9 protein-coding genes and 2 pseudogenes are annotated in these 13,581 nt (G+C 39.1%); 8 read left to right on the top strand and 3 right to left on the bottom strand.

Annotation, left to right across the window (positions count from 1 at the left end; all coding sequences use genetic code 11):
* Positions 1 to 35: 35 nt before the first annotated feature.
* Both ilvN and A6M14_RS09950 read right to left on the bottom strand, forming a co-directional pair.
* Positions 36 to 527: an acetolactate synthase small subunit gene (gene ilvN, locus A6M14_RS09955; RefSeq protein WP_152874790.1), complete on the bottom strand. Its 492-nt coding sequence runs from the start codon at positions 525 to 527 to the stop codon at positions 36 to 38.
* Positions 524 to 2,251, bottom strand: a complete 1,728-nt coding sequence (locus A6M14_RS09950) for an acetolactate synthase 3 large subunit (RefSeq protein ID WP_152874789.1) — start codon at positions 2,249 to 2,251, stop codon at positions 524 to 526. The genes ilvN and A6M14_RS09950 overlap by 4 nt, the downstream gene beginning before the upstream one ends.
* A gap of 722 nt (positions 2,252 to 2,973) precedes the next feature.
* On the opposite strand from A6M14_RS09950, the gene A6M14_RS09945 reads away from it, so the two are divergent.
* The 8 genes and pseudogenes from A6M14_RS09945 to A6M14_RS09915 all read left to right on the top strand — a co-directional run bounded on the left by A6M14_RS09945 (position 2,974) and on the right by A6M14_RS09915 (position 12,678).
* Positions 2,974 to 3,270 carry a DUF4124 domain-containing protein gene (locus tag A6M14_RS09945; protein ID WP_378226893.1) on the top strand — a complete coding sequence of 99 codons (297 nt, stop codon included), beginning with the start codon at positions 2,974 to 2,976 and terminating at the stop codon, positions 3,268 to 3,270.
* A gap of 142 nt (positions 3,271 to 3,412) precedes the next feature.
* Complete coding sequence (gene leuS / locus A6M14_RS09940) at positions 3,413 to 6,034, top strand: leucine--tRNA ligase (RefSeq protein ID WP_152874788.1); 2,622 nt, start codon at positions 3,413 to 3,415, stop codon at positions 6,032 to 6,034.
* A gap of 256 nt (positions 6,035 to 6,290) precedes the next feature.
* Positions 6,291 to 6,818, top strand: coding sequence for an LPS-assembly lipoprotein LptE (locus tag A6M14_RS09935; protein WP_152874787.1), 528 nt, complete (start codon positions 6,291 to 6,293; stop codon positions 6,816 to 6,818).
* Between the two features lie 17 nt (positions 6,819 to 6,835).
* Positions 6,836 to 7,825 carry a DNA polymerase III subunit delta gene (gene holA, locus A6M14_RS09930; protein WP_152874786.1) on the top strand — a complete coding sequence of 330 codons (990 nt, stop codon included), beginning with the start codon at positions 6,836 to 6,838 and terminating at the stop codon, positions 7,823 to 7,825.
* Between the two features lie 121 nt (positions 7,826 to 7,946).
* A pseudogene (locus tag A6M14_RS09925) lies at positions 7,947 to 8,942 on the top strand (efflux RND transporter periplasmic adaptor subunit); the annotation flags it as partial.
* A gap of 72 nt (positions 8,943 to 9,014) precedes the next feature.
* Positions 9,015 to 9,269, top strand: a pseudogene (locus A6M14_RS14430) (permuted SH3 domain-containing protein); the annotation flags it as partial.
* Between the two features lies 1 nt (position 9,270).
* A complete protein-coding gene (locus tag A6M14_RS09920) occupies positions 9,271 to 11,253 on the top strand; it encodes a MacB family efflux pump subunit (RefSeq protein WP_152874784.1) in 1,983 nt (660 codons plus the stop codon).
* Between the two features lie 9 nt (positions 11,254 to 11,262).
* Positions 11,263 to 12,678, top strand: coding sequence for an efflux transporter outer membrane subunit (locus tag A6M14_RS09915; protein WP_152874783.1), 1,416 nt, complete (start codon positions 11,263 to 11,265; stop codon positions 12,676 to 12,678).
* A gap of 74 nt (positions 12,679 to 12,752) precedes the next feature.
* Here A6M14_RS09915 and A6M14_RS09910 read toward each other — a convergent pair whose 3' ends face one another.
* Positions 12,753 to 13,556, bottom strand: coding sequence for an enoyl-ACP reductase FabI (locus A6M14_RS09910; RefSeq protein ID WP_152874782.1), 804 nt, complete (start codon positions 13,554 to 13,556; stop codon positions 12,753 to 12,755).
* Positions 13,557 to 13,581 lie beyond the last annotated feature (25 nt).

The raw sequence follows: 13,581 nt of genomic DNA, 5'->3' as shown, positions 1-13,581 counted from the left end.
CCTTTTCAGGAGAGAGAATTTGTTAAATAAAAATATTAAATACTTAAAACTTTTTCGCCACGTGCGATACCAGATACACCTGAACGCACAACTTCTAGAATGGTATTTTCTGCTAACGCATCAATAAAACCATCAATCTTTTCTGTTGTACCTGCAATTTGAATGGTGTAAGTCGTTGGTGTTACATCAACTACTTGCGCACGGAAAATATCTGCTGTGCGTTTAATTTCGTCACGTGCAGCACCTAAAGCTTTCACTTTAATGAGCATGAGTTCACGCTCAATGTGCGCACCCTCAGACAAATCAACCACTTTTACAACTTCAACCAATTTATTCAGCTGTTTGGTAATTTGTTCGATTTTATGATCATCACCATACGTTGTAAGTGTTAAACGCGAAAGTGTTGGGTCTTCTGTTGGAGCTACGTTTAATGTCTCAATGTTATAACCACGTTGAGAAAATAAACCTACTAAACGAGAAAGCGCACCCGCTTCGTTTTCAACAAGCACAGAAATTATATGTCTCATTTCGTACGCTCCCCTTTAGCTAACCACATATCTTCCAAAGATTGACCAGCAATCAACATTGGGTAAACGTGTTCTGAACGGTTCACCATTACATTGATAAATACGCACTTATCGTTAATTGCCATTGCTTCAGCAAGTTTCGATTCAAGCTCATCTGCATGGTCAATTTGAATACCAACATGACCATAAGCTTCCATAAGCTTCGCAAAGTCTGGTAAGGATTCAACATAAGAACTTGAATGACGACCTTCGTAGTTCATATCTTGCCATTGTTTAACCATACCTAAAGCACGGTTATTCAAGCATAGAATTTTCACATTTAAGCCATATTGCTTACATGTAGAAAGCTCTTGGATACACATCTGAATAGATGCTTCACCTGTAATACAAACCACTTGCTGATCTGGGAATGCAAGTTTTGCTGCCATTGCATATGGCAAGCCAACACCCATCGTTCCCAAACCACCAGAGTTAATCCATTGACGTGGACGTTTATAACGGTAGTAAAGCGCACCAAACATTTGGTGTTGACCAACGTCTGAAGTAATAATTGCTTCGCTATTTGTTATTTTATCTAGCGCAGCTACAACTTGTTGTGGACGCATTTCACCATTTGGAAGCGCGTCATATCTTAGACCATGAACTTTGCGCCACTCATCAATTCTTACCCACCAAGCCGCAATATCTTCTGGGTTTGGTTTTGAAACTTTAAGTTGTTTCAATTGAGCCAACATTTCTGTAAGAACAGGCTCTACTGCGCCCACAATTGGAATGTGCGCCATAATGGTTTTTGAAATCGCAGCAGGGTCGATATCAATATGAATGATTTTTGCATTTGGGCAGAATTTAGCAGGATTATTGGTTACACGGTCATCGAAACGCGCACCAATGGCTAAAATTACATCTGCATTATGCATGGTCATATTGGCTTCATATGTACCGTGCATACCCAACATACCCACAAATTGTGGGTCATCACCAGCAAAAGCACCTAAGCCCATCAATGTGCTTGTTACAGGAAAACCAAGTACATGAGCAAGCTCTGTTAATTGTTCAGATGCATTGCCTTGAACAACACCACCACCCGAGTAAATCACTGGGCGTTTAGCATGTAAAAGCTCATCAATTGCTTTACGAATTTGACCTGAATGACCACGATGTGGCGGTTGATACGAACGCATCTTCACTTTGTCAGGATATTCGTATGCAAACTTATCTGTTGGATTTGTAACATCCTTAGGAATATCGACAACAACAGGACCTGGACGACCTGAAGAAGCGATATAGAATGCTTTTTTAATAATTGCAGGAATTTCACTTGCATGACGCACTTGGAAACTATGTTTTACGATTGGGCGTGAAATCCCGACCATATCTGTTTCTTGGAATGCATCTTCGCCAATAAGATGTGATGCAACTTGACCAGACAAAATCACCATTGGGATTGAGTCCATGTAAGCAGTTGCAATTGGGGTAACTGTATTTGTAGCGCCTGGACCTGAAGTAACAAGAACAACACCTGTTTTACCTGTAACACGCGAGTATGCATCTGCCATGTGACCAGCAGCTTGCTCGTGACGTACTAAGTAATGGTTAATTTTGTCTTGTTGAAAAAACGCGTCATAAATATGTAAAACCGCGCCGCCTGGGTACCCAAATACATGCTCAACGCCTTCGTCCGCCAATGCGCGAACGAGCATTTCACCACCAGATAAAAGTTCCAACGTAATTCACCCTAATCTTTTTTCATTGCAGAATGAGAGACATTTGCAATGTTTAATTCATTAATTGTCTGCACTGTTATAGCACACATATTTCATAGTTTTCATGGCAATAGGAAAAATTTCTGACCTGAGTGCTGTTTGAGCAATATGGGGTCTAAAACATGTTGGGATAAACACATTTTTTTCATTTTGTTCAGCTTCTCGGCTAGAGAAGTTGTCCATTGCATGACATGACACTTACTCGAAGGGTGATCGATTTAAGGCATATAAAACTAGACTGCATTTTTGTTGTTTAAGGTAGCCTTGTCAAGTTTAAAAATTGGCTTTTTCCCCGACATTCATATAGAAACTTTTTTTTTAGCTTTATAATGTGTACATCTTTCTCCCAAAAAAAGAAGAATAAAATGTAAGTTGCTAATATATTTTAATTTTATTATTTTTACTTATAATTATTTCGCATTTTAATTATAAAAATAAAGAATGAATAATTTTAATTAAAAGAAAGTTTTTTATGTAATTCGTATAAAAAAAAAGCATATATTTTATTTATCCAAAATGCTTTTTACATATATCATCACTAAGTTTCACAATAACAACACACCCCAATTAGATTAAAAAACACTCGAAATCATTTTAAATTTTTCAGGCTTTGCTAGAATACGCAACATGGCTTTATTTTTATTATTTGGGGACTCAACATTGTGAAAAAAACTACAGCTCAGATTTGCTTATTAAGCTCATCAATTATACTTAGTCTTAGCTCAAGCTCTGTAATGGCGAAAGAATATTACAAATGGGTAGATGCCAAAGGTTCTACACATTACACAGCCACACCTCCGCCTAAAAATGCGAAAAAGAAAGGTCGTGTAGAAACTTACGGATCTAAAACTGCAACAGTAGCCAAAGCTCAAACGCCATCACCTGCAACATCTGCTACAGCTCCTGCAACCGAACAAACCCAACCAAATTCAGTAGCTCCTAAAGAAACACCAACTCCAATTGAATCGACTTCACGTTAGTTTGCATTCTACCGAATAAAACTGAATTCAAATATTTCTAATTTTTCCTAAAGAATCACATAGCCAAAATTCACTTTTAGGTGCGTTTTGCGCTATGCTGTGCAACAAACTTTTTTAACCGTTGTTTTTATAGTATACGTTTATGACTACTCACATTGACCCAGAATATCAAGCCAGTGCGATTGAACCTACTGTCCAACAGGACTGGGAAACTCGCAAAGCCTTTAAAGTTGCCGACACAGTAGAAGGTCCACGTCGTTATATCCTCTCGATGTTCCCATACCCAAGTGGCAAACTACATATGGGTCACGTACGTAACTATACAATTGGTGACGTTATTAGCCGTTTTCACCGTTTAAAAGGTGAAACGGTACTTCAACCTATGGGTTGGGATGCTTTCGGTTTACCTGCAGAAAATGCGGCAATTGCACACCAAGTTGCCCCTGCAAAATGGACCTTTGAAAATATTGATTACATGCGTGATCAACTCAAAAAATTAGGTCTATCTGTAGATTGGGATCGTGAATTTGCAACATGCACACCAGAATACTATCGTTGGGAACAATGGTTATTTGTTCAGCTTTATAAAAAAGGTCTGATCTACCGTAAGCTTTCAACAGTAAACTGGGATCCTGTAGATCAAACAGTTCTAGCAAATGAACAAGTTGAAAATGGTCGTGGTTGGCGTTCAGGTGCATTGGTTGAAAAACGTGATATTCCAATGTACTACTTCCGCATTACAGACTATGCACAAGAATTATTAGACGATTTAGACACATTAAAAGATGGCTGGCCACAGCAAGTTTTGACCATGCAACGTAACTGGATTGGTCGTTCACAAGGGATGGACATTACTTTCCCTTCTGCCAACCCTGAAGTGTACGCTGATGGTTTAACTGTATTTACAACACGTGCCGATACCTTAATGGGTGTGACTTATGTTGCTGTAGCAGCAGAACATCCTATGGCGCTTAAAGCGGCAGAAGCAAACCCTGAATTGGCTGCATTTATTGAAGAATGCCGTATGGGTTCTGTAGCAGAAGCTGACCTTGCGACTGCTGAAAAGAAAGGCATGGCGACAGGTTTATCTGTTAAGCACCCTGTAACAGGTGAAGAAGTTCCTGTTTGGATCGCAAACTACGTTCTTATGTCTTATGGTTCAGGCGCTGTAATGGCAGTTCCTGCACATGACGAACGCGACTTCGAATTTGCGAATAAATATGGCTTAACCATCAAACAAGTTATTGATGCTAAAGGCGCAGACGATGCTGACTTTAATGCAAATACTTGGCAAGAATGGTACGGCTCGAAAGAAGGTAAACTGGTAAATTCAGGCGAATTTGATGGTCTAGCTTTCCAAGCTGCATACGATGCATTCATTGTTAAATTAGAACCGACAAAACTTGCGAATTCTAAAGTTCAATTCCGTTTACGTGACTGGGGTGTATCTCGTCAGCGTTATTGGGGTTGTCCAATTCCAATGATTAACTGTAACACTTGTGGTCAAGTGCCAGTGCCTGAAGAACAACTTCCTGTTGTACTTCCTACGGATGTAGTTCCAGATGGTTCTGGTAACCCACTGAACAAAATGCCTGAATTCTACGAAACAACGTGTCCTTGCTGTGGTGGCGACGCACGTCGTGAAACAGATACATTGGATACATTTGTAGAATCATCTTGGTACTATGCACGTTATGCATCTCCAGACTTCACTGGCGGTATGGTTAAGCCTGAAGCAGGTCAAACTTGGCTTCCTGTAAACCAATACATTGGTGGTGTTGAACACGCGATTCTGCACTTGCTATACGCACGTTTCTTCCACAAGTTAATGCGTGATGAAGGTGTAGTTCAAGGCAACGAACCATTCACGAACTTGTTAACACAAGGTATGGTACTTGCAGATACATTCTATCGTGAAGCAGATTCAGGCAAGAAAACGTGGTTTAACCCTGCCGATATCGAATTAGAAAAAGACGAAAAAGGTCGTGTTCTTTCTGCTAAATACACAGGTGATGGTCAAGAAGTTGTGGTTGGCGGTCAAGAAAAAATGTCGAAATCGAAAAATAACGGTATCGACCCTCAAGCCATCATTGACCAATATGGTGCAGATACTGCACGTGTATTTATGATGTTTGCTGCTCCACCAGATCAATCACTTGAATGGTCTGATGCAGGTGTTGAAGGCTCTAACCGTTTCCTAAAACGTGTTTGGCGTTTGGCAACAGGTTTCCTTGAAAAAGGCAACAATGCTTCGAACATCGACAAAGCTGCACTTTCAACTGCTGCACAAGATTTACGTCGTAAAACACACGAAACGATTCAAAAAGTGGGTGATGACATTGAGCGTCGTCATGCATTTAACACAGCCATTGCAGCAATGATGGAATTGTTAAACGCAAACAATAAGTTTGAAGTAAAAGATGATAATGACGTTGCTGTTGCACGTGAATCAATCATCACACTTCTTACATTGCTTGCACCATTTGCACCACATTTAAGCCAAACTTTATTGGCTGAGTTTGGTATCGAGTTAACATCTGCTCAATTCCCAACTGTGGATGAGTCTGCATTAACACGTAATACACAAACAATTGTGGTTCAAGTGAACGGTAAGCTTCGTGGTAAATTAGAAGTATCTGTAGATGCTTCTAAAGATGATATTTTAGCGCAAGCAAAAGCATTACCTGAAGTTCAACAGTTCTTAACAGGTCCAACTAAGAAAGAAATTGTTGTTCCAAATAAACTCGTGAATTTGGTGGTTTAACCCTTTATTCCCTCTCCTTTTAGGAGAGGGTTAGGGAGAGGTTAATTAAAAAACCACCCTCATCCTAACCTTCTCCCTGAGCCATATATGGCGCAAGAGAATGGACTTTAAGGACTAATCCCTCCAAACCTCCTTTTACTAAAGGGAGGCTGAAAAAACACAAAGCCCGTTGCCAGCCAACGGGCTTTGACTTTACAATCAATAACGCTCAGAAAAAAATTCTTCCATAAATGGAATATAAATTAGAGGACATCGCATGTATTTAGGACAACGTGTTGCAGCAATTGTACTAACTTTGGGTCTAAGTGCAGGCTTAGTCGGTTGTGGCTTTCATTTGAAAGGTACAAACCCATCAAGTGTTCCTGTGGCTTATTCTAAAATGAATATTGTTTTACCTGAAAACACTGCTTCTTTAGAAGAAAAACTATCGCTTTACTTAACATCTGCGGGTGTAAAACTGAGTAATGGAAGTGATGCTTATACGTTACATGTACTTGATTACTCTGAACGTAAGTTAGAGCTTTCTGGTAAATTACGTGAAAACATTTTACGTTTGAATGTTACTTTCCGTATTGATGATGCTCAAGGAACGCCTTTAACAGAACCTCGTACTATGATGGCAACGCGTAGTTACCAATATAATGACGAGACTGTAAACACTGAAAATCAAGAGCAAACTTATTTAACAGAAGTTTTAATTGATGATGTTGCGCAACAAATTGTTCGCCAAATTTCATCGAACCGCTTACAACAAATTGTTGTTAAACCGACAGTATCTGAATAATTTTAGAGATTTAAGCAATGAAACTTGACTATCTACAAGCACTTAAACGTGTAGATGAAGCCCGTGGTGCTTGGGTACTACATGGTCAAGAGCCGTTGCTTGAACAAAACTTAATTGATGCTTTTCGTGTAAGTTGGCAGAAGCAAGACATTGAACGCCAACGCTATGACATTACAAGCGTAAGTGATTGGAAAATTGTATTTAATGCTTTAAACAGCTTATCTCTTTTTTCCAATCAACTTGCAATTGAAGTTCATGGCAACATTAAGCCAGATGCAAATGGTATTAAAGAATTAAAAAGCTATATACAAAATAATGAACAAAATTTACTTTTGATCGTTATGCCTAAGCAAGATAGTAGTAGCTTAAAAACAAGCTTTTTCCAAGTGATCGATGCCAATGGCGTTAATGTTGCGCTTACCGCAAATTATCCTAAAGATCGTCAGCAAATTTTAGCTGTTGAAGCACAAAAGCTTGGCATTCAATTAGCCAATGATGCATGGCAATGGCTTGAACAACATCATGAACATAACTTACTTGCAGCAAAAAATAGCTTAATGCGTGTTCGAGATACTTTTGCCGATGCAGAAATCATCCAAATTGATCATTTATATGCATGTTTACAAGATCAATCACGTTATAGCACTTATGATTTAAGCGATGCTCTCCTTGCAGGCAACCTTGCTCAATCGATCAAAATTTTTCAATATTTAACCGATTCTGGTGAGCCGAATAGTCTAATTCTATGGAGTTTGAGTAAAGAAATGCGCTTACTCATGCAACTATTTGAACAACCAAATCATGCATTGCAATTGGGTATTTGGAAAAACAAAGTGGGGGCATATCAACAAGCGTTGCGTCGTTTAAACCCCAACGATTTTTTAGCATGGCCCTCTTTATTGCTTAGAATTGACTCATCCATTAAAGGATTAGGTCATGAAAATACTGAACATCTGATTCAACAAGCCATAGCCAGTTTTTGTGGTAAAACCTTATTTCACGCTTAATTCATTTAAAAATCATAGCCCCATAAATAAGAATCACTATTATTTATATAAAAAAGTTCACTATTTATCCTCAATTAACTCTTATAATTACATGCATTATCTATGACTTTGCTTAATGATTATGCCAAAAATAAAACCAACCAAAATCTTTATTGCTGCAATTTGTGCTCTGGCTATTGCGCTTACTGCTTGGTACTTCTTTAAGCCCAAACAAGAACAAACTCAGTTTATTACTGCTGAAGTTTCTCGCGGTGATATTGAAAACTCGGTATTAGCGACAGGTGTGCTTGAAGCAACTAAAATGGTCAGCGTAGGTGCTCAGGTTTCGGGGCAAGTCAAAAAAATGTATGTAGAATTGGGTGACCAAGTTAAACAAGGTCAACTGATTGCACAAATTGACTCTGTACGTCAGGAAAATGAATTAAAAACTGCTGAAGCAAATATTAAAAATCAACAAGCACAGCTCACAGTAAAACAAGCTAATTTGGCAAAAGTTGAAGCTGAATATAAACGCCAGCAAGCCATGTATGCCCAAGATGCAACATCAAAAGCTGAGCTTGAATCTGCACTAGCAAGTTATAAAACGGCTCAAGCAGATATTACAGCCATCAATGCACAAATTGAACAATCTCGCTTAACACTTGCGACAACAAAAGAAGACTTAGGCTACACCCAAATTGTTGCTCCAATGGATGGAACAATCGTTGCCATTGTCACTGAAGAAGGTCAAACCGTTAACGCCAATCAAAGTGCACCAACCATTGTTAAATTGGCAAAGCTAGACACCATGACCATTAAAGCTGAAATTTCTGAAGCAGATGTCATGAAAGTTGAAGAAGGTCAAACGGTTTACTTCACAACTTTAGGCAATAATGATAAGAAAATTTATGCAAAACTTCGTCAAGTAGAGCCTGCACCTAAGTCAATTAATACTGAAAGTAATAATTCAACATCATCATCTTCAAGTACTGCTGTTTACTACAATGCTTTGTTTGATGTACCCAATGAAGATGGCAAATTACGCATTGATATGACTGCACAAGTTTATATTATTCTAAGCGAAGCAAAAAATGCGCTCACTGTTCCTGCCGCTGCAATTCAAGCTTCAAACCGTCCACAACGCAAAGCATCAGCAGATAAAAATACGGCTCAAAAAGAACGCCCTGCAGGTAAAGAAAATAATCCAGATCGTCCGAAACGCTTAGAACTTACCGATGCTGAAAAACAATTGGTTCAAGATGGCAAAGCATCAATGAATATGGTTCGTGTTGTTCAAGCAGATGGTTCAGCTAAACCGCAGCCTGTTTTAATTGGCTTAAACAACCGTGTAACAGCACAAGTTTTACGCGGTCTAAAACAAGGCGATAAAGTTGTCATTGCAGACGGTTCAGACTCATCAAACAACGCTGCAAAACGTAGTGGTGGTCCAGGAATGAGAATGTAATATGAGTCAAAATCTAACACCTCTACTCGAGGTCAAGAATCTGACTCGTGAATTCCCTGCTGGTGAAAACACAGTTCAGATTCTTAAAGGGATAAACTTAGAAATTTACCCAGGTGAACTTGTCGCAATTGTAGGTCAGTCGGGTTCTGGTAAATCTACACTCATGAATATTCTAGGGTGTTTAGATCAACCATCAGAAGGCAGCTACAAAGTGAGTGGCCGTGAAACGCGTGAACTTGAGCCAGATGAACTTGCACAATTACGTCGTGAATATTTTGGCTTCATTTTTCAGCGCTATCACCTACTTGGCGATTTAAACGCAGCAGGAAATGTCGAAGTTCCCTCTATTTATGCAGGTGCAGATGCAACTGAACGTCAAAAGCGTGCAACTGAACTTCTCACCAATTTAGGTTTAGGCGATAAAACACAAAACAGACCAAGTCAGCTTTCTGGTGGTCAACAACAACGTGTTTCTATTGCTCGTGCTTTAATGAATGGCGGTGACGTTATTCTTGCCGATGAACCAACAGGTGCATTGGACAAAAATAGCGGTATTGAAGTAATGCGTATTTTACGTGAACTTAATGCCAAAGGTCATACCATTATTTTAGTCACGCACGACCATAACGTTGCTAAAAATGCCACGCGAATTATTGAAATTAGTGATGGTAATATTATTTCAGACCTACCTAATGTGCCTGAAAATACTGAAAATGAAGTCCTAGAAAAACAAACTTTAGTTCGTGCACCTCAGAAAAAAATTCCTGCTTGGCGAGCGCTTGCAGATCGTTTAGGTGAAGCATTCCGTATGGCGTTATTAGCCATGAATGCACACCGTATGCGTACATTCCTGACCATGCTAGGGATTATCATTGGTATCGCATCTGTTGTATCTGTGGTTGCTTTAGGAAATGGCTCACAAAAGCAAATTCTAGAAAATATTAGTAGCTTAGGAACAAACACCATCACCATTTATCAAGGTCGTGGTTTTGGTGATAACTCACGAGCATCTCAAGTCAAAACCCTTATTCCTGCCGATGGTGAAGCACTTGCAGATCAACCTTATGTCGATGGTGTAAGCCCATCTGTAAATTCGAGTGTAACTGCTCGTTATAAAGACACAGAAGCCTCAGCCACTGTAAATGGTGTAAGTGCAGACTTCTTTTATGTGAAAGGCTTAACTTTTAAATCGGGTCAAGCATTCGATAAAAATAGTGTTATTGAACAAGCCCAAGATGTTGTGATTGACACCAACACAGAGAAAACATTCTTCAGTGATGGAACTAATCCTGTTGGGCAAGTTGTACTTTTAGGTAGTGTGCCAAGCCGTATTATTGGTGTAGTCGATGCACAACAAGGCATGATGGGAAATTCTGACAGCTTAAATGTCTATCTTCCTTATTCAACAGTTATGAGCCGTATGTTGGGGCAGTCGAATGTACGAAGCATCATTGTGCGTATTAAAGATGAATATCCTAGTACTGCCGCTGAAAATGCAATTTTAAGCTTACTTGAACAACGTCACGGCGCTCAGGATGTATTTACGCAAAACTCTGACAGTATTCGTGAAACTATCCAACAGACCACGCAAACAATGACACTACTTGTTTCAGCAATTGCTGTAATTTCCCTTGTGGTGGGTGGTATTGGCGTAATGAATATTATGCTTGTATCTGTGACCGAACGTACCCAAGAAATTGGTGTTCGTATGGCTGTTGGTGCGCGTCAAAGTGACATCTTGCAACAGTTCCTGATTGAAGCCGTTTTGGTTTGTATTTTGGGTGGTATTTTAGGTGTGCTCCTTTCTTTAGGAATTGGTCAGCTCATTACTCATTTTGCAGGTGGATCATTCCAAATGGCATATTCAACAACTTCAATTGTTGCAGCCTTTGTATGTTCAAGTTTAATTGGTATTGTGTTTGGCTTTATTCCTGCACGCAATGCTGCGCAATTAAACCCTGTCGATGCACTCTCTAGAGAATAGGAAACAATCATGCAAACACATTTAACTAAGCTTGCAAGTGCTTTAATTCTAGGTAGTTCATTGGTCGGTTGTGCGGCTCTGGTGAAATCACCCTATGAACAGCCCACTATTTCTACACCATCTAGCTTTCAAAATTCAAAAAATGTCAGCAAACAAATTTATGCAGATGCTTATGCTGACCAATGGTGGACTTTGTTTGGTGATGCTCAACTCAATCAATTGGTCGATAAAGTTCTATCGGCTAATACAGATTTAGCAGTTGCAGGGATTAACTTGCAACAAGCACGCATTCAAGCCAAACAATCTCAAAGTCAGCAAGGTATTCGCGTTGGCAATGCAGGTGCAAATATTGGACATCGCTTTAGTTTAGATGGCGATGGAGATTCATCACAAGGAATTTCACTTAGCTACCCTGGCTTGAGTTATGAACTAGATTTGTTTGGTAAACTTGCCAATCAAACCGAAGCTTCGCGTTGGGAAGCTTTAGCATCTGAACAAGATTTACAAGCAACAGCACAAAGCTTAATTGCAACAACAGCACAGCTTTATTGGCAACTGGGCTATTTAAATGAACGTCTTTCGGTTGCAAAGCAAAACTTAGCAAGTACTCAAAAAACCTATGATTTGGTTAAAGTGCAATATCGTGCAGGTGCTGTTTCAGGTTTAGATTTAAGTTCTGCAGAACAAGCCGTTCAAAGTCAAAAAGCAAGCTTAAGCCAAATTGAACAACAAAAAGTTGAAACACGTACAGCTTTGGCTGTTTTGTTAAATCAACCTATTCAACAATTAAATATTAATGAACCGCAACACTTACCACAGTCTAATCTACCTAAAATTTCTGCGGGCTTACCTGCGGAGCTTTTATCACGTCGTCCAGATTTAAAAGCAACTGAACTACGCTTACGTAAAGCTTTAGCCAATAAAGATGCCAACAAAGCAAGCTACTACCCTTCTATCAATTTAACAGGTAGCATTGTAACTGGTGGTACAAGTACTTCATTATCTCAAGTGCTTTCAAACCCTGTTGCAATTTTAGGTGCAGGATTATCACTTCCATTTTTACAATGGAATGATATGAAACGTGATTTGAAAGTAAATGAACTAGAATATGAAAAGTCGATTATTCAATATCGTCAAACCATGTACAAAGCTTTTGCAGATGTTGAGAATGCCCTTTCTGCTCGTAATGAGTTAGATAAACAAGTTGCCTTACAAGAGCGTAATGTTCAGCTTGCCGAAAAAACTGAATATTTAACTCAAGTTCGTTATAAAAATGGCGCAATTGCATTGAAAAACTTAATTGATGCTCAAAAGACCACGCGTGAAGCACGTTTATCTTTAGTGCAAACAAAGCAAAGCCAATACAATGCTTATGTGACTTTAATGCAAGCTTTAGGTGGTAGCCCAATTAAGCAATTACCTTAAACCTTAAATTTGTTTTATGAGCAATAAAAAACGGTGCATCAGCACCGTTTTTTACATCTTAAAAATGGAAAGACTTATTCGCTATCCATTAAAGATGCGCTCATACCTACAGTATTATAACCAGCATCTACATATAAGATTTCACCAGTAATACCATTTGCCCAAGGTGAACATAAGAACAATGCAGCATTACCAACATCTTCAATCGTTACGTTGCGTTTAAGCGGTGCAACTTTTTCATTAATGTCTAACATTTTACGGAAAGATTTAATACCTGAAGCTGCAAGTGTACGGATAGGACCTGCTGAGATTGCGTTTACACGAATACCTTCAGCACCCAAGCTAGATGCTAAATAACGTACGCCTGCTTCTAAAGATGCTTTTGCCATTCCCATCACGTTGTAGTTTGGCATTACGCGCTCAGAACCTTGATACGTCAGCGTTAATAAGCAACCTTGACGCGCAGCCAATAAAGGCTTCGCAGCACGTGCCATCGCAATAAAGCTATATGCGCTAATATCATGAGCAACTTTAAAACCATCACGGTCAGTTACATCAGTGAAATCGCCATCTAAAGCATGTGCAGGTGCAAAACCAATTGAATGCACAAGACCATCTAAACCATCCCAATGTTTTGCAAGTTCTGCAAAAGCACTGTCAATTTCAGCATCAACACCTACATCACAAGGAAATACTAAAGTTGAACCGAATTGTGCAGCAAAATCATCTACACGTTTTTTTAATTTTTCATTCGGGTAAGTAAATGCTAACTCTGCACCTTCACGATGAAGAGCTTCTGCAATACCAAATGCAATTGATAATTTGCTTGCAATACCTGCAATAAGAAAGCGTTTACCTACTAATAATCCTTGTGCCATGAGATTCTCACTTAATATAATCTGT

This window comes from Acinetobacter portensis, from assembly GCF_009372215.1.
In the GTDB taxonomy this organism is placed as follows: domain Bacteria; phylum Pseudomonadota; class Gammaproteobacteria; order Pseudomonadales; family Moraxellaceae; genus Acinetobacter; species Acinetobacter portensis.
This window is presented reverse-complemented; position numbering and strand designations above follow the sequence as displayed.

Excerpts from the sequence above, each read along its gene's own strand:
- A6M14_RS09920 (WP_152874784.1), top strand. The coding sequence starts at position 9,271 with ATGAGTCAAAATCTAACACCTCTACTCGAGGTCAAGAATCTGACTCGT.
- ilvN (WP_152874790.1), bottom strand. The coding sequence starts at position 527 with ATGAGACATATAATTTCTGTGCTTGTTGAAAACGAAGCGGGTGCGCTT.
- holA (WP_152874786.1), top strand. The coding sequence starts at position 6,836 with ATGAAACTTGACTATCTACAAGCACTTAAACGTGTAGATGAAGCCCGT.
- A6M14_RS09935 (WP_152874787.1), top strand. The coding sequence starts at position 6,291 with ATGTATTTAGGACAACGTGTTGCAGCAATTGTACTAACTTTGGGTCTA.
- A6M14_RS09915 (WP_152874783.1), top strand. The coding sequence starts at position 11,263 with ATGCAAACACATTTAACTAAGCTTGCAAGTGCTTTAATTCTAGGTAGT.
- A6M14_RS09910 (WP_152874782.1), bottom strand. The coding sequence starts at position 13,556 with ATGGCACAAGGATTATTAGTAGGTAAACGCTTTCTTATTGCAGGTATT.
- leuS (WP_152874788.1), top strand. The coding sequence starts at position 3,413 with ATGACTACTCACATTGACCCAGAATATCAAGCCAGTGCGATTGAACCT.